At 35.2% G+C, this 17,953-nt stretch carries 11 protein-coding genes; 4 read left to right on the top strand and 7 right to left on the bottom strand.

Annotated features, from left to right (window positions below; all coding sequences use genetic code 11):
• Positions 1-185: 185 nt before the first annotated feature.
• The 4 genes from FLAVO9AF_RS02350 (at position 186) to FLAVO9AF_RS02335 (ending at position 3,678) form a co-directional block, all read left to right on the top strand.
• The gene (locus FLAVO9AF_RS02350) at positions 186-548 is read left to right on the top strand and encodes a hypothetical protein (RefSeq protein WP_159683669.1); all 363 of its coding nucleotides are present in this window, start codon (positions 186-188) and stop codon (positions 546-548) included.
• On the top strand, positions 538-1,698 hold the full coding sequence (locus FLAVO9AF_RS02345) for a hypothetical protein (RefSeq protein ID WP_159683666.1): 1,161 nt from the start codon (positions 538-540) through the stop codon (positions 1,696-1,698). The genes FLAVO9AF_RS02350 and FLAVO9AF_RS02345 overlap by 11 nt, the downstream gene beginning before the upstream one ends.
• A gap of 51 nt (positions 1,699-1,749) precedes the next feature.
• The gene (locus tag FLAVO9AF_RS02340) at positions 1,750-2,133 is read left to right on the top strand and encodes a VOC family protein (protein ID WP_159683663.1); all 384 of its coding nucleotides are present in this window, start codon (positions 1,750-1,752) and stop codon (positions 2,131-2,133) included.
• Between the two features lie 108 nt (positions 2,134-2,241).
• Positions 2,242-3,678, top strand: a complete 1,437-nt coding sequence (locus FLAVO9AF_RS02335; RefSeq protein ID WP_159683660.1) for an amidohydrolase — start codon at positions 2,242-2,244, stop codon at positions 3,676-3,678.
• A 31-nt stretch (positions 3,679-3,709) separates the two neighbouring features.
• Here the strand turns inward: FLAVO9AF_RS02335 and FLAVO9AF_RS02330 are convergent, their stop codons facing one another.
• From FLAVO9AF_RS02330 to FLAVO9AF_RS02300, 7 genes are all read right to left on the bottom strand, one after another.
• Entirely contained in the window at positions 3,710-5,491 is a 1,782-nt protein-coding gene (locus tag FLAVO9AF_RS02330) for a discoidin domain-containing protein (protein ID WP_236552264.1), read from the bottom strand.
• A 77-nt stretch (positions 5,492-5,568) separates the two neighbouring features.
• Positions 5,569-7,872: a beta-glucosidase BglX gene (gene bglX, locus FLAVO9AF_RS02325; RefSeq protein WP_159683657.1), complete on the bottom strand. Its 2,304-nt coding sequence runs from the start codon at positions 7,870-7,872 to the stop codon at positions 5,569-5,571.
• Between the two features lie 136 nt (positions 7,873-8,008).
• Entirely contained in the window at positions 8,009-9,385 is a 1,377-nt protein-coding gene (locus tag FLAVO9AF_RS02320; protein WP_159683654.1) for a glucoamylase family protein, read from the bottom strand.
• Positions 9,386-9,454: 69 nt separating this feature from the next.
• On the bottom strand, positions 9,455-10,354 hold the full coding sequence (locus FLAVO9AF_RS02315; RefSeq protein ID WP_159683651.1) for a LamG-like jellyroll fold domain-containing protein: 900 nt from the start codon (positions 10,352-10,354) through the stop codon (positions 9,455-9,457).
• A 17-nt stretch (positions 10,355-10,371) separates the two neighbouring features.
• Positions 10,372-11,826 (bottom strand): RagB/SusD family nutrient uptake outer membrane protein, encoded by a 1,455-nt coding sequence (locus FLAVO9AF_RS02310; protein WP_159683648.1) that lies wholly within the window; start codon positions 11,824-11,826, stop codon positions 10,372-10,374.
• Between the two features lie 4 nt (positions 11,827-11,830).
• Positions 11,831-14,830: a SusC/RagA family TonB-linked outer membrane protein gene (locus tag FLAVO9AF_RS02305; protein ID WP_159683645.1), complete on the bottom strand. Its 3,000-nt coding sequence runs from the start codon at positions 14,828-14,830 to the stop codon at positions 11,831-11,833.
• Between the two features lie 242 nt (positions 14,831-15,072).
• Complete coding sequence (locus FLAVO9AF_RS02300; protein WP_236552263.1) at positions 15,073-17,817, bottom strand: histidine kinase; 2,745 nt, start codon at positions 17,815-17,817, stop codon at positions 15,073-15,075.
• Positions 17,818-17,953: the final 136 nt, after the last annotated feature.

Here is a 17,953-nt window from a genome sequence, read left to right as displayed (position 1 = left end):
TCCTATTCTATGATAAAAATCAGGAAATGGCTTTTTTGATATCTTTTGAACACATAAATAAATGCAAGAAATATCTTCAATAAACTTGTGGTATTTATATGCAATTGATACATTTGAAAAGACATTAAATACAGATTTCTTAAGCTGATAAAAAGTGTTTTGAAAGAAAAACAAAAAAATGATTTATGGCAAAATGGACAACAGAAAACCCTGCTTTTGTAGACACTTGGTTTTCATTATTTCGATTAGGGCAGACAAAAAAACAATTCAATGCTGCGGATACTATCAAAATGTCGGAACTTACATTTTTCAATCCGTTATCAAGTAAGGATAATCTAAAAATTGAAGCCACATTAATTGCCGATACCATTGATAAAGTTTTTTCGAGTTGGGGTGCCAAACTAGAAAATTCTATATCTAGAAATACCGCCATAAACGATATGATTCAGATTCTTTTAGATGAAGATAAAACGATAAAGGACTTGGCTGAAAAGAATGACGAAAACTATTTTTTTACAAACGAAATTAAACTCGAGAATGAATCGTAAATTACTATTTTTTGTCCTGATTTTATTTTCATATTGCGGATTGAATGCACAATCGCTTACAACTGTTGTATCCAAAGACAAACTACTGCAAGAAAACAAAGTCATAGAAAAAGTTGATTCTCTAAAAAAGCAACCTGAAAATTGGGGGCTTTTATTGGATTTTATGGAGCTAAAAATCCAAAAAAAAGACACTTCGTATTTAAAATGGTTGAATAACTTTGATTTGGATTTAAAAACCTTTCAAAACAAAGATTCCACTAAATCGGCTTTAGGATTTGCTTACAACCTCAACATCGAAAGAGCAAAAATCACTGAGAAAGGCCATATAAAAAGAGGAAAATCAATATCGTTAGAGATAAAAGGGAATGTATCTTTTAACAAAGAAGTCAATCCCTACAATTTTCTAAACACCAAATTAGCTTTAAATCTCTTCCGCATTGGTGGAGGCGTAACCGTAACAGCAACCCCGAATGATTTGGTTTACTACGCCAATTTACGCAGAAAACTTGCCACCTACGAAAGTTCCGAAGCCATACTAAATGCCCCAGAATGGCGTGAAATGAACGAAAAATTTAAACTCAAAAACAGTTGGATTCTCAAATATGATTTGAATGCAGGCTTAGAATCAAATCAAGATTTTTCCAAAAAACAAAGCACGCTAGGTATGCGATTGGGCGGTAGCTTGAAATCTTGGGATAAAAACAACATCGCATCAAAACTCAATATACTTGATTATCCTTTTGCTTTCCTCAGAAAATTAACCCAATACAAAGGAACGCTGCATTCGGGTATCACCCTTCCTACGCTATTGTTCGGTTTTGATTATGTAAATCCAATAAAAGATACGTTACGAAAAAAAAGTGACCCTAATCTAAAGCCTTTCCCACGTATGCATTTCGAAGCGGGTTTTAGAACCGTACTTACTGAGATTTCCTCACAAACACTCTTTTTCAATAGTTCTTTTAAATACTTCAAAGAAATTAATGCGTCGAATGAAATAAAAAATAATAACTTTGATTCGTTTTCATATTTCACAGCAGCTATCGCCTCTTCAAGTGGAGTCTATGTAAGCTACTCCAACGGGAAACTGCCTTTTGACAGACGAAAAGAAGCCGTGTATGAAATTGGATTCAAATACCAATTGGACTAGTAGACCAGCTGCTATTCTTTATTTAAATTAAAAAAAATCTAATCGAAAGTTATGCTTAACAAAGTTCATCATATCGCTATCATTTGTTCCGATTATGAAAAATCGAAACGCTTTTATGTTGAAGTATTGGGATTAGAAATCATCCAAGAAATTTACCGAGAAGAAAGAGCTTCATACAAACTCGATTTAGCACTCGATGGCAACTACATTATTGAACTTTTTTCGTTTCCCAATCCTCCTTCAAGACCTTCACGACCTGAAGCTACGGGTTTGCGTCACTTGGCTTTTGAAGTGGATGATTTGGATAGAATCGTTGCCCATTTGCAAAAAAATCAAATCGAAATGGAAGCCATTCGTACAGATGAATTCACCAACAAACGCTTTCTTTTTATTGCTGATCCTGACCAGTTGCCCATTGAATTTTATGAAAAGTAACTAGGATAAGCAAAATCAATGTATATTAGCTTATTCATCAAAAGATTGCTGTAAAACGCTTTTGATCAGCACAAAACATCACTACAAACCTAACTTTTACTTTTGAATATGAAAAAAACAATTTGGGCTATTCTTGCCACTACCCTATTTGCGCAAATAAATTGGTCCCAAAAATCAATCGAAATACTAAAGAAAGAAGCAAATACGAGCATTGAAAAAGAAAGGGCTACTTACAAGAAAATAGCTTTGAATATCTGGGATTATGCCGAATTAGGATACAAAGAAACCAACAGTTCTAACTTACTCGCGCAACAATTAAAAGAAAATGATTTCTCCGTTACTACTGGTGTAGCAGGGATACCTACAGCTTTTGTGGCTACGTATGGTTCGGGGTATCCTGTGATTGGGATATTAGCAGAGTACGATGCACTTCCTGGATTATCACAAGACACCTCACCTATTAAAACATTGATTCCTAATAAAAATAATGGTCACGGATGTGGACATCACCTATTTGGAACTGGCTCCATTGCTGCTGGTATTGCCATCAAAAATCTAATGAAAGAAGGCAAATTAAAAGGGACAATAAAAGTCTTTGGATGTCCTGCAGAAGAAGGCGGAAGCGGAAAAGTATATATGGTGAGAGAAGGGCTTTTCAACAATGTTGATGTAGTCTTGCATTGGCATCCTTCGGATAATAATTCGGTAACCTACACTAGTGCTTTGGCTAACAAATCGGCTAAGTTTCGATTTTATGGGATTTCATCGCACGCAGCTGCTTCTCCAGAGCAAGGACGCTCCGCTTTGGATGCTGTCGAAGCTATGGATTATATGGTCAATATGATGCGGGAACATATTCCTCAAGAAACAAGAATTCATTATGTCATTACCAATGGCGGTAAAGCCCCAAACGTAGTTCCAGAATTTGCCGAAGTATATTATTATGTTAGAAATCCAGAGAAAACCATTGCTGTTAATGTTTTTGACCGAGTAGCTAAAGCAGCCGAAGGTGCAGCTTTAGGAACAGGAACCCGTTCCGAATATGAAATCATCGGAGGTACTCACGATTTGCTCATCAACAAAACATTGGCCGATGCCATACAAATCAATTTAGAAAAAGTTGGAGGCGTACAGTATACACCAGAAGAAATAGCTTTTGCGACTAAAATTCAAAGCAGTTTTATCGACAAAAAACCACCAATCGCCAACGCCGCCAAAGTCAATCCGATGCATATTGAGAAAAATCTAGGCTCCACCGATGTAGGCGATGTAAGTTACACTGTTCCGACAGTTGGAATCGAAACCGCAACTTGGGTTCCAGGAACTGGAGCACACAGCTGGCAAGCCGTAGCTTGTGGTGGAACCGATATAGGTATCAAAGGAATGCTTGTGGCTGCCAAAACACTTTCGTATATGGCCATCGATTTGTTTACGAATCCTTCTTTAGTTCAAAAAGCCAAAGAAGAATTCAAATCCAGCAAAGGCGATTATCAGTACAAACCTTTACTTGGTGACCGTAAACCAGCCTTGAATTATAGAGATTAATTTAATCTCTATAATTCAAAATCAATTCTTGCTATTCTACTCTGATTACAGGCGTTCTTGGACTAATTCCGTTGCTATTAAAAGCTTCTATTTGAAAATAATAGGCATCGGATTGATCCAACGCATTCAAATAATATTCATTTTTACCATAAACCATTACGGAACCATAAAGCTGGTTTGGTGATTTTCCAAAATAAATAACATAACCATCTGCTAATGGTTCTTGTTCCCATTTAAACCAGACATTACGACGTTCCCCTTTTGTTTTTGGAGCTACTCGCAAAGGAACAAAGTTTTTAACAGGAGCTGGAGCTTCACCATTACCTTTGCCAAAAACCCTAAAGCCACTTAAAGCAAATTTACCTGTTGGCATTTGGATATTCTCTATCTTCAAATATCGTCCAATAACAGGTTTCTCTAATTCGACATAATCGTGAGGAACATCTTTGCAGTTTTTACTCTTATCAACAATCACTTTCCATTCTTTTAGATTGTCAGATACAGTAATAAGATATTTATGCCCAACAGTGGTCTCTGGTTTCCCCATCAGTGTCACGTCTTGGTCTGCATAATTTATTTGAATTGCACGAATAGTACTGCTTTCCCCTAAATCAGAAATCAACCATTCCCCTTTGTTTCCTGTTTTTGCAGACCAATACGTCTTTATATCTTCATTGACTGCATAATTGGGTTGAAAACCACCTAATGTAGAGGAAACACTCACTGGTTTATTATAGTTCAAAAGCATCCAACCTGAAAAACTACCCTTAAGGTGGTCTTTATTTTGTGAAGGAAGAAAAGTTGGGTAATCGCCATAAGCTGTATTGGAGTATAAAACTCCTTCTTCATCTATACCAGCTGGCCAAATACCCAATCGTCTTTCAAAATTATTCTTTGTTCCAATTACAATTGTAGATACATGCCAAAAAGTACTATTTGCATCTTGAAAAGTTGCACCATGACCTGCACCTCTTGCAAAACCTCCAGGTTTATATGAAAATGGATTATGCGATTGATACACAAACGGACCTAAAGGATTCTTGCTTGTATACACACCATCTCCATATCCACTAAATTCAGTACCTGGCCCACCATATTGTAAATAATATGTGTTCTTGTGTTTAGTCATAAAAGCACCTTCCATAAAAGGTTGCATAAATGTATTATCATTGTTTTCACCAAATCTTTCCCAACCATGTTCCTCATCATTCAATGCAATTAAGGGCACTACTTCTCCTTCGGGCTGGAATGTTTTACGATTTAACTTTACTCCATAAATTGGATACAAATTACTTGACCCATAATATTCATACAATTCATCTTTTTCTTTGTCCCAAAAAATCTGAGGATCCCAAGCAGCAGCTTCAGACTTATGAACCAGTTCTTTCCACTCATTTTTACTTGGATTTTTACTCATCCAGATTGGAAATTCTTTACCGTGTGTTGAGCCCACAACCAACAAGCTATCATTGACAAAAGAAAGTGATGGAGCACAAAGTTCATCATAAACTTTATGTTCTGGTCGCAAAAACTTTTTAGAAATAAATTGCCAATTGAGCATATCTGTACTATGCCAATACCCCCATTGATTGGTAGAAAACAAATAGTATTTCCCTTGAAAAAAAGTAATCACAGGATCTGCTGTGGCTCTATGCTTTCCTTGGGTAACAAAATTTGGAATGGGACAATAACCATAATCAATGTTTATAGGATTACAATAGGTTTGTTGTTGTTTTACTTGTCCTTGTGCAAAAAAACAAAAAGATAATCCCGCTAAAATTAGCCCAAATCTTTTCATTAGATAATATTTCATTTTAGAATTCATTGTTTATTGGATAAAAAAATACCCTCCGAAAGCAATCATCGAAGGGTAAAAAAAACTAACAAAACTTAATTAATTAACTCAAAACTTATTTTATTATTGGTAGTTGAATCCTTGCCAATAAAAACCTCAAATAGACCAGGTTCAGCAACAAAGTTCAAATCTGAATTATAGAACTTTAATTTATCAACAGTAATTTCAAAAGTAAGGGTTTGTTTCTCTCCTTTTTTCAACGCTATTTTTTTGAAATCCTTTAGTTCTTTTAAGGGACGAGTAACACTTCCTACTATATCCCTAATATAAAGCTGCACTACCTCTTTACCGTCAAAATTACCTGTATTTGTTACCTCAACAGAAACTTTTATTGTTTCATTTTTTGTCATTTTAGGAGAAGAAATCATCAGATTTGAGTAACTAAAATTAGTATAACTTAGCCCATATCCGAATGGAAAAAGAGGCTCATTTCGCTCATCAATATAGTTTGATTTGAATTTTTCGAACTTACCTTCTTTATTTCCTAAGGGCCTTCCTGTATTCTTGGTACTATAGTAAATAGGTATTTGCCCCACACTTCTTGGAAAAGTAGTTGTTAACTTCCCTGATGGATTTTCATCACCAAACAATACATCGGCAATAGCTAATCCTGCCTCACTTCCTGCAAACCAAGCATTCAAAATAGCAGGAACTTTTTGATTCTCTTCCACAAGAACTAAAGGTCTTCCATCAAAAAGTACTAAAACAACAGGCTTTCCTGTTTTTACTAGTTCATTAAGCAAATCTTTTTGGGCTTTTGGAATTTCGAGATTGGTACGACTACTGGATTCTCCGCTTAACTCTGCTGATTCGCCTAAAGCAGCAACAATGACGTCAGCTTGGTTAGCTATTTTAAGTGCTTCGGCTAGTAATTCTTGATCCGAGCGATGATCTCTGTGCAATGTTTTTCCGAACATAGTCGCACGTTCTTCAAAAGCAGCATCATAATCTAAATTACTCCCTTTGGCATATAAAATAGTGGCGGAGTTTCCGGCAACCGTTTTTACTCCAGACAATAAAGAAATAGAATTTTCAAGCTTTGTAGCTACACTCCAAGTTCCCGACATATTTTCTTTCGCATCCGCTAGAGGTCCTATAAGTGCAATAGTTCCGGATTTTTTAAGAGGCAATACTTGATTCTGATTTTTTAATAAGACTAAAGATTGAGCAGCTGTATTTCTAGCTTCATTTCTATTTGAAGTAGTATATATATCCGTTTTGGAACGTTTTATATCACAATATCTGTAGGGATCATGAAACAAACCCAAATCGTATTTCGCCTCCAGAATTAACCTTACAGCATTGTCGATTTGAGCAATCGAAACCTTTTTTTCGTCGATTGATTTTTTTAATGTGGTCAAAAAACCTTCGCCTACCATATCCATTTCAACACCAGCATTCAGAGCTAAAGCTGATACAGTTTGTAAATCCCCCATTCCGTGATCTACCATTTCATTAATTCCAGTAAAATCAGTTACTACAAAACCTTTAAAAGCCCATTGTTTTCTTAACACGTCCGTCATTAACCACTTGTTTCCTGTTGCAGGAACACCATCTACCTCATTAAACGAAGCCATAACGGAGCCAACGCCAGCATCTACAGCAGCTTTATAAGGAGGAAAATAATCATTATACATACGGATTTTGCTCATATCTACGGTATTGTAATCACGACCAGCTTCTGGCGCTCCATAAAGTGCAAAGTGTTTAACACAAGACAAAATGGTATTGTTCTTAGACAAATCATTTCCTTGATATCCCCTAACCATAGCTTGAGCAATTTGGGAACCTAAATAGGGATCTTCGCCTGAACCTTCTGAAATTCTTCCCCATCTTGGATCTCTTGAAATATCAACCATAGGTGAAAATGTCCAGTTAATTCCGTCAGCACTTGCTTCTTGAGCAGCTATTTGAGCACTACGCTCTATTAAATTCATATCCCAAGTACAAGACAATCCTAATGGAATTGGAAATGTTGTTTCGTATCCGTGAATGACATCCATCCCGAAAATCAAAGGGATTTTAAGGCGACTTTTTTCAACGGCAATTCTTTGAACTTCTTTAATTTTTTGTACCGACTTGATATTGAATAAGCCTCCTACTTTACCCTCCTCAATTTTTTTTGCAACGTCAGAGCTGCTGGCTGCACCTGTAGTAATATCTCCAGATGTAGGCAAATTCAATTGTCCTAATTTTTCATCTAAAGTCATTTTAGACAATAAATCAGCCACAAACTCTGCTCGGGGTTTGATTTTGGAATCATTTTTATTTCCTCTTTTTTGGCTGTAGCCAATAAAGGAAATACTTAACAGCAATAGTAGTAATTTAGTGGTATTCATATTTTTATTTTTATTTTTTTCATTGACCTTTTAAGAAAAGTAAAAGGCTTTATTTCTTGACAAATGAATCTTTTACACCAATAAAAAATCTAATAGTTTCATTATCAATAAAATTGTAATAAGGATTATTTCTATTTTAGATTCCATACTTCGACGAATGAAATCCTAATTTTAACAAACCTGCTTTCACTTCGGGAGCATTCATAAATAGCTTCCATAATAATCCTGAGCGATAATTTTCAATCATAGGTACAATAGTCCCTTGGTCAATGGCTAGATAACGCGGAGTTACCCAATTGTAATGTGGTGAAAATGCATCATAAGGTCCTGCTATACCAACATATTTTGTCTTATTCTCATCATAAACATAGCGCAAAAATTTCATCGCTTCGATTGGGGCAAAAGGGAATGAAGATAAGGCTGCTGTTGGCGTAATTACACCATTGTCATTATTGGGTTGGTGTGCAGTATAACCTGTTGTGCCATCAGGATTACGAGTATAACTGGCGGTAAGTCCCCAACATTTATCAGAGTAATCTTTAAACTGTTTTGGATTAGCCTGACTGTACTTGACCATAATTTTGGCGTGATTCTGCGTTAGTGTACCATAATTCGCATAGTTATCTGTTAAATTATTGGGATCCAATCCCAAAAAAGAATAATGTGACCAAAACATAGGACCTACATTTCCAACAGCTCCATTATAACTCAACACGACGGGTAGTCCATATTGAGAACTTCCGTTTATGATTCCCCCATTTCTTGCCCATCCTATATGGTAAGCATCGGCAGGAATGGTATGAGTCGGAGATGCGGCACCCATAATATAGGTAATCAAGCATTCGTTATATCCCTCGAGTTTAAAGTTCATTTCCCAAGTATAATTAGGCGACCAATGCCAATACAAAGCTTTTTCCCCTTTTGTGTACCAATCCCATTCTACCCCTTTCCATAACTCATCAGCTTTTTGGGCTAATGCTTTTTCGGTAGCATTTCCATTTTTAAAGTATTCTCGCAAAGTGATTAAAGCCTGACAGACGAAAGAAGTTTCGACCAAATCACCGCCATTATCTTTAGTTCCAAAAGGGATTACTTTTCCTGTTTGGTTATCCATCCAATGCGGCCAAGCACCGTGAAAACGATCGGCTTTTTCTAGAAACTGCAAAGCTGTACTAAGTCTTGCTAAAGCTTCTGCCCTAGGAACAAAACCTCTTTCGATACCAACAATTAGTGTCATTAACCCAAAACCTGAACCACCTGTAGTAATTATATTCGATTCAAAATTTGGATCTTCGGTGTGGTATCGCTCGCGAGCTAATTTAGAAATCGGATCGGCATAGTCCCAAAAATACTTAATAGCGTCTTTTTGTACCAAGTCAAGAAGTTCATTATCTGACAACACTTTCACTGGAATTGTTGGCAAGGGAGTTCCTGAACTTTTAGGCTCCTGCGGAGATGATGTACAAGACGTGAACATTGATAAAAAAAACAATAGATATAGCGATTTTTTCATTTTTATTAGAATTAAACATTAGTAAAAACACCTAGGTTTTAATTCTCTAGGTGTATTGAAAAGCATCACTTATCTTTTATCTTTTTCTAACTTGTAGAGCGCTGTAACTTCGTTGTCTTCTAATGCAATATCATAGATTCTAAATTCATCCATTAACCCTGTGTAATGTAGCATCCATCCATCAGGAGCACTCCAAGGAGCTCCTAAATGTTGTTGATATCCTCCAATGATAAATTTAGAAACTTCAGAATTAGCTAATTCACCAAAACCAACCCCACCTGTTGCTGGATCACTTGCATAGCGTTTTGCAATTGAAGCAGGTAAATCTAATTTTTGACCATCAATAAACATACTGTAGGTAGAATTTGTTGCGTTATAGGTCCATACAATATGTTTCCATGTTCCAAACATATTCTTCAAAACATTACTTCCTCCGTGCTCTATAAACTGACCTGACCAAGGAATACTTGGAGTTACATCTTTTTGAATATGGTTTTTAACCAGCATCGTCGTTGCTGGGCCAGTACCTTCAATTAAAGTAAAAATATTACCCCAAAAATCTGTTTTCTTCGGAAGCATAAATAAAGATTGTGCCCCTCCTGTATGTGGCTCTGTCTTAATCCACATAGCAACAGAAATATTCTTAAGACCTATAATTGGATTAGCAACAGAACCATAAGCAATAAAAGATGTTGGAGAACCTTTATAAGCTTGTCCTTTAATCCCTTCTTCATAAGTTACATTAGTTCCTACCCCATTTGTAATACCATTTTTAGCATCAGTAATATCTCCATCAAAACTAAGTTTGGAAACCAAATGTGAGGCTGCAACATCATCTGAACTTTCATATCCACCAATAGATTCGTATGGTATGGGATTATTTACTTTGTCAATACTATCTTCACAAGCAGTAAAAAAAGGAATTACAGCCGCCATAGCACCTAAGAATATCGATTTATTTATTTTCATTTTGATACGATTAATGATTAATAATTTGGATTTTGACTAGATAATCCAGCGGCTTGTCTGATGAAAGATTGCGGAATAGGAAACAATTCGTGTTTTCCTGCTACGAAAGTTTTTCCATCAGCGGCAAAAGCTGCAACAGCTTGTCCTGTGCGAACCACATCAAAAAATCTATCGTGTTCAAAAGCCATTTCTACTCTTCTTTCTTTCCAAATGGCACGTCTTACATCGGCTTGAGAAAGCGCCGTAGTATTCGCCAATCCAGCTCTGTTTCTTATCTGATTCAACAACGGAATCGCTGCACTGGTTTGTCCTAATTCGTTCAACGCTTCAGCTTTCATCAACAGCACTTCAGCAAAACGCAAGTACTTGATGTTAGCATCTGTTTCCCAAGCATCTGTAAAATTCGAAGAATAAGCTTTGTAGTTGTATCGTGGGTTTTCTACTGTGTTTGGAATTATTCTTCCGTCATACAAAGTAGTTCCTCTGAAGATAATAGTCGCATTTTTTCTAACATCACCTGCCTCATAGGCATCTACCAAACTTTGCGAAGGTGTATTGAATCCCCAACCCCAACCTCCAGCACCACGGGCGCCTTGAGTGTTTGAATAACCCTGAATACCTCTGGCTGGAATTGAACCAACTCCTTGGATTTCGAAAATAGATTCAGCATCATTCTCACCTGCTAGGCGAAACATCGTTGCATAATCAGGAGCCAATGAATAACCAGTAACTGCATTACAATTGTCTACAACTTTTTGCCAATTTTTCTGGTACAGATTTACTTTGGCTAATAATGCATAGGCAGCTCCTTTGGAAGCCCTTGCTTTTTCATTGGCTGCATAAGCAGACTTCTCTGGTAAAGCTGCAATCGCATCAATCAAATCAGTTTCTATGAAAGCATAAACTTCAGACGCAGTTTTGCGTGTTAACAACATTTCTCTATCCTCTGTAGAAGAAGGATTAGGCAGACGATCTACTATTGGAACTCCTCCATAACATTTTACTAAGGTAAAATACATGAAGGCTCTCAAAAACTTCGCCTCACCCATCAATCGATTACGCAAATTAGCGTCTGCTTTTGTCAACTTAGGAAGAATATTTAGAGCTTGATTACATCTATTTATACCGTCATAATTGGCATTAAAAACACTCTCAACAGAAGGAGTTGTTGGGTTGTAAGTCAACGCATCCAAAATATCTTTATCGGTTCCTGTATCCCCTGGTGAAGATCCTTTGTCAGCATCATCAGAAGTGATACTAGACAAACCAATCCAACCGAAAGAAGTCATGTCCCAATCTAAGAATTTACTATAAATAGATGTTACAAATGAGGAAGCTCCTGCATCATTATTAAACAATTCAATGTCTTTAGTAGAGATAGATTCTGTTTGATCTACATCTAAAAAATCATCAGCACAACCAGTAAAAAAAACTACCGATAAGGCGAATAGGGATATATATATCTTTTTCATACTATTAAAATTTTAAATTAGCTCCAATAACGAAAGATCTCAACGTTGGATATGCATCCAATTCTACACCTTGTGTTCCATAAGGATCACCATTTCCGTTTAGCTCAGGAGAAAAGCCAGAGAATTTTTGAAAAATGAAGGGGTTAATCATGTTTACATACAATCTGCAAGCACTAATTAATTTACTTTGAATTGGTAGTTTGTATCCCAAAGTAATGTTGTTAATTCTAAAAAAATCACCGGACTCAAGATAATAAGTAGAGGCTACTGGCACTTGATTGAAAGGAGCCATTGTACTGGCAGATGTGTTATTTACAGTCCAGAAATTAGTAGCCAAGGACTCTTCTATATTCTCTCCAGAAAAACGTTGCGCTTTTTTACCATTGTATACTTTAGCACCAGCTGTACCATAACCATCTACGGAGAAGTCCCAGTTTTGGTAAGTTATACCCAATGAGACACCAAAATTTGATTTTGGCAAAATAGAACCTACATATTTCTTGTCCGTTTCTGCTAAAGCATCTTGAGTAACTTGGTTTCCTGCAGCAGTATAGTATAACATTTTTCCATTTGTAGGATCAAATCCTGCATATTCATACATAAAGAAACTTCCTAAAGGTTGTCCAACAGAGGTATTGTCTAACAACTTTGTATTTTGTCCGTTACCTAAATTTCCACCTACGATTTGAGATAGTGTAACATCTTTTAACCCTTTTAGTTTATTGGTGTTTTGAGAAAAATTCCCTCCAATCCAATAGGTCATATCATCAGATATTTTATCATCCCATCTCAAAGAAACTTCATACCCCTTGTTTGATACTTCACCTACATGTGCTGGTGAAGCAACACTAATTCCTGAAGTTGCATAAGGTTTTGCATTCAAAATTACATTGGTAGTATTCTTATCATACACGTCAAAAGTTCCCTTCAAGCGGTTATCCAACATTTCTATGTCAATACCTGCAGATGCCTCTTGAGTGATTTCCCATGATAAACTTGGGTCAATTTGTGAATTAATAGTTGTTCCTTCATTCAAAATTGAACCTCCTAAATACGTATTCAATCCTGAGGAGTACGCTTGGTTGTTTAATGGCACATTTTGGTTTCCTAATTTACCCCAACCACCTCTGATTTTCAATACGTTAATCGCTTTAACATCGGCCATAAAATTTTCCTTAGTTACAACCCAGCCTAAACCAAATGCTGGAAATGTTCCCCAACGATAATCTTTACCAAAATTAGAAGAGCCATCACGTCTTATCGTTCCAGTAAACAAATATTTATCCATTAATTTATATTGAAAACGACCAAAATAAGAAGCTAAACGAGTTTGATTGAACATCTCATCTCTATAACTAATAACGTTTGCAGCATTTTCAACACCATTAAGTGCCCAATAATTTTCATCTTGATTTACGTTTTTTCGAACAACAGTCAATTTTTCACGAGACCCTTTAACAGAAGCCTCCATACCAGCCGTAACTTCTAAATCATGAATATCACTAAACACTTTACTGAAAGTAAAATAGTTCATTAAATTCCAATTAAAATATTGCTCCCTTCCTTTTGTCAATAAATTAATGTTTGAAGTAGCTGGATAAGCAGATGCAATTCTAGTAGGATCAGCTGCTAGCCAAATGTTTTTAGTGTCTTCATAATTATACTGTTTCCAAGTATAATATTCCCCATTAAACTGTGAAGTAAACTTTAAAGGTTTGATTATTTCATAATCTAATTTTAAACCTCCTTGTAAAGTTACGCTACGTTGTTCTTCGTTAAAAAAGTCCAATTGTGCCACAGGATTCCCAACATTGTTAAAAGAAGACCCAGATGGAGCAGCAAAACCATCAGCACCAACAAAAGACACACCGTATTGTCCATTAGCAAAACGAACAGGGACAATTGGTGATTGTTTATAAGCATTAGTAAAAGCACTCAATGGTTTAGGAGAGGCATTTGCTGATGTAAAACTAAAGTTTTGATTTACCGTTAATTTCTTAGAAATCTTGTATTCATTATTGTTTCTAAAAGTAGTTCGGCTGTAGTCCAATCCATTCAAAATTCCTTTTTCACTATAGTTTCCTGCACTAAAAAAGTATTTCACCGTTTCTGATGAACCTAATATCGAAACGTTATTTTGAGAGTAAGTTCCTGTTCTAGTTATGGCATCAAACCAATCTGTGTTTACTGGTTGATCCTGCGAAAAGGTAGTAGACTGTAATGCCACATTTGAATAATGAGCATATTTATTACTACCCGCCATTTTTACCTTCTTGAGTGTAGTTCTAAATCCGGTGAAATTTTCAAGTTCTACAGTTACCTGATCCCCTTTCCCTTTTTTGGTGGTTATAATAATTACACCATTTGCTGCTCTGGTTCCGTAAATAGCAAGTGAAGAGGCATCTTTTAAAATTTCATACGAAGTAATATCATTGGTATTGATATTATTAATGTTTTCGGTTGGCATACCATCCACTACATACAAAGGAGTTCTTCCTCCAAGTGCAGTTCCAAGCCCTCTAATTACAACAGAAGGAGAGCTTCCTGGTAAATCTGATGAAATCACCTGAACGCCCGCCGCTTTTCCCTGAATTGCTTGTGAAGCATTAAGTACTTTCGTCTTAGTTATTTCTTCGGATTTAATGGAAGAAATAGCTGTTGTGTTATCTATCTTTTTACGGGTACCGTAACCTATGACGATAACATCTTTCAAAACGGTATCATCAGACTCGTACAAAGTAATTTTCATAAAACCCGAAGAAGCCTTTACAGTTATCGAGTTAAAACCTAACATAGAAATCTTTAATGATTCGCCTTCTTTGGCTTTAATCGCAAAATTTCCATCAAAATCAGCATCAGTAGATGTATTAGAAGTCGAAGCTACAACAATTGCTCCTGGAATCCCTACACCTTTACTATCTTGTATTTGACCTTTTATAGACTGCGCATGCAGGTATGCTGGCAGCAAAAGGAATGTTAATAAACTAAAAATAAAATTTCTCATAAGATTGTAATTGGTTAAAGTTGTCAACCAAAATTAGTCAATTACAACGTTGTAGTTGAGTTGTTAGAGTACTACACAACTACATCATACAAAACAAAAAAACACTTAATACACACAAATACAACACTTTAATAAAAATAAAATCAACATTAGAAACGCAATATGATGTAGTAATGATGTAGTATGGCGATTCAATAAAGCTTTACAATCAATAAGAATTTGATAAATAATACTTGTTTTTTTTATATAGTTAATAAAAATTTGGTTAGATTTTCTTCTTGTGATAGTTGCAGTTTTTTTCGCAATCGGTATCTATGAAGCTCTACTCCTCTAAAAGAAATATTCAACATAGGTGCAATTTCCTTAGAAGAAAGGTTCATTTTCAAATAAATACAGAGTTTGATATCCTTTGGAGTCAAATTTGGATATCGTTTACTCAAGTTCGAAATAAACTCTTTGTGTATTTGATTCAAGTTGGTTTCGAATGCTTCCCATTCATGCTTATTGACTGAATTAATTTTGATTACTTTCTTGATTTCATTCTTCAGTTTACTCAAATCCGATTCAGAATCTAAAATATTCTGAATACTTTCCATCATTTCGGTTTGTTTGGCAATGGATAAGGATTTACCAGCAACTTCAGAGGATTTGGTTTGAAGCTCTAATTCTAAAATATGCTTTTCATACTCCTGAAACTGTAACTCATTTTGGGCTTTAAGTTCCATCTCAAGGATTTCATTTTGATGTTTCAATGCCTCTTCTTGTAATTTCAATTTTTGAATGTAGCGTAACTTATTCCATTTATAATAAACGAAAAATATGATTCCAATAACCAACAAATACAGCAAAATCATCCAAAATGAAAAATACCAAGGTTGTTTTACCACAAAAGAAAAACTCGACAACTCACCAAAACCAACTCCATTATGATTGTAAATGGTAACAGTATGTGACCCACTATTTAAGTTGTTTAAGACAATGGCTCCGTCTTTTAACGAAACAAAATCATTCACTTCATCGATTTTATAAAACAAATGAGGCTTGTTTACCCCATAAATTCCAGATATGACTCTTATCTTCAACTCAGAATTAAAGTCAATTTTGCCTCCATCGTTAACAATAGATTGATTGCTGAATGCCTCAATTTTAGGAATAACATTGGTTTTATCATTGAACGCAAATTGTAGCGAAATAAAACCATCATCTAAATTGAGCAAATAATTATTTCCAGTTTTATAGACTTTTAAATTGTCATTAATCAATTTTCCTTTGTAATACTTCTCCTGAATTACATTCCATTTAAATTGATTTCCCTCTGCCAAGATATGATACAAAATACCATCTCTAATAATTAAAAACTGCTTATCATCAATAGCAATAACATCCGAAACATTCTTAAAGTTAGACTGAAACCAATCATTTATCTCCAGTAAACCTGTCAATGAATTATAAGTGTACCAAGAATTATTTATCAAAAACAACAATTCATTTTTGAAATCAAAAATTTTGACACCAAAATCATTCTGTATTTTAGACTGTTGCGTAATGTTTTCTATTTTTTGAGTCTTAAAATTATCATCATATTGAATGCAATACAAACCACGATAATTATCAGCAGCCCAAATTTCATTTTTTCGATTTTGAGCTAAATACTTAATCGGTTTTAGTAGTTTCTGAATAACCCTGCTTTCCTTCAAATTATTAGGATTGGGATACACCAAAATTCCAGTATATGTAGCTTGCAAAAAAGATGCATCGACAGCACTTTTTACAAGATTCCATCCACCATTCACTCCATTTAATTTGGATAGGCCAGTAGATGATTGATATAAAAATGTCCCATCATTATGACCAATCATAAAACCTTGCTGAATAGGGGATATATTCCAAGATTGTCCTTGCGTATTTGGAAGCAAACTAAGCTTGTTTTGTTCAAACTCAAAAACACCATGATTGGATGCAATAAGATAACTAGATGCTGTGGCCTTAACCACAGAATAAACAGAACCCAAAGCTCCAGAATTATCATATAATATAGAAACGGGAGAATTGATTTCCACGTGCGAAATACCATTATCAAGACCTAACCACAAATCATTCTCGTTATCAACACCAATACTTAGTACAGAATTGTTCAATAAAACATTCTTCCTATTGATGTTCTGAAAGGTTTTTTTAGCAAAATCATAAATAAAAAGCCCTCGCAAGCCAGTACCTATAATCAATCTATCCTTACTAACAAATTGAGCCAGATTTATGGTCGTATTTTTTAATAATTCGTTCAGAGGATGCGACCAAGGAATTAATTTCTCGTTTTTGGCAATAAATACACCCCGTTTTTGAGTAAAAATAAACAGTTCCTCACCCCTTTTCTGAATACCATGTACAACACTGTTTTTTAGCACATCCCATCCTGGGATAGCCTTCAATTGATTCTGAACTAGTTTGAAAATCCCTTTTTCTACGGTAGCCACGAATATATCGCCATCAATCAAGAAACAATATGAAATCATATAAGGAAAAGTGATTTTTTTCACACTACCTTTTTCATAAACATAAATTTGATTAAAGGATTGAAAATAAATGGCATCTTTAACTTTAAAAATTTTCCAGATTTCTTCGTTTTCATTCTCAAAAAAAATATTTTTTCCCTTTGAAATTGAAAAATAGAACATCTTACCTCCACTTCTTTTCCAATAACCAAACTCTTTATACGAACCAGAATAAATCCTATCTCCATCTGAAAAAATTGAACGAATAATCGTCTTGTTGGGCAAAAGATATTTTTCCCAAACAACTCCGTTGTAACGCAATAGGTAATGATTGTTAGCAAAGTACATGGCTTTATCTTGGCCCTGCACTACACTCCAAACTTGGTTATCTCCTTTGTAACTCGATTTATCATAATTCTCAACGAAAGGAAGTAATTCTTGCGATTGACAAAACAAACCAAACAGTAATAAGAAAAGGGAAAGTACTTTTTTCAAAATAGTGATTTTATCCTCAAATTTAATAGGTTTTAAACAAAAAAGCTTCTGAATTCAGAAGCTTTTTTAATATAATTGAATTGTAGAATTTGTTCTTGATTATCTAACCAATTTCCTTGTTGTTACAATGTGACAC

It is taken from the genome of Flavobacterium sp. 9R (assembly GCF_902506345.1).
Taxonomy (GTDB): Bacteria; Bacteroidota; Bacteroidia; order Flavobacteriales; family Flavobacteriaceae; genus Flavobacterium.
The sequence above is the reverse complement of the archived record's forward strand: the minus strand, read 5'-3'. Positions and strand labels throughout refer to the sequence as shown.

Excerpts from the sequence above, each read along its gene's own strand:
- FLAVO9AF_RS02350 (WP_159683669.1), top strand. The coding sequence starts at position 186 with ATGGCAAAATGGACAACAGAAAACCCTGCTTTTGTAGACACTTGGTTT.
- FLAVO9AF_RS02345 (WP_159683666.1), top strand. The coding sequence starts at position 538 with ATGAATCGTAAATTACTATTTTTTGTCCTGATTTTATTTTCATATTGC.
- FLAVO9AF_RS02340 (WP_159683663.1), top strand. The coding sequence starts at position 1,750 with ATGCTTAACAAAGTTCATCATATCGCTATCATTTGTTCCGATTATGAA.
- FLAVO9AF_RS02335 (WP_159683660.1), top strand. The coding sequence starts at position 2,242 with ATGAAAAAAACAATTTGGGCTATTCTTGCCACTACCCTATTTGCGCAA.
- FLAVO9AF_RS02330 (WP_236552264.1), bottom strand. The coding sequence starts at position 5,491 with ATGAAATATTATCTAATGAAAAGATTTGGGCTAATTTTAGCGGGATTA.
- bglX (WP_159683657.1), bottom strand. The coding sequence starts at position 7,872 with ATGAATACCACTAAATTACTACTATTGCTGTTAAGTATTTCCTTTATT.
- FLAVO9AF_RS02320 (WP_159683654.1), bottom strand. The coding sequence starts at position 9,385 with ATGAAAAAATCGCTATATCTATTGTTTTTTTTATCAATGTTCACGTCT.
- FLAVO9AF_RS02315 (WP_159683651.1), bottom strand. The coding sequence starts at position 10,354 with ATGAAAATAAATAAATCGATATTCTTAGGTGCTATGGCGGCTGTAATT.
- FLAVO9AF_RS02310 (WP_159683648.1), bottom strand. The coding sequence starts at position 11,826 with ATGAAAAAGATATATATATCCCTATTCGCCTTATCGGTAGTTTTTTTT.
- FLAVO9AF_RS02305 (WP_159683645.1), bottom strand. The coding sequence starts at position 14,830 with ATGAGAAATTTTATTTTTAGTTTATTAACATTCCTTTTGCTGCCAGCA.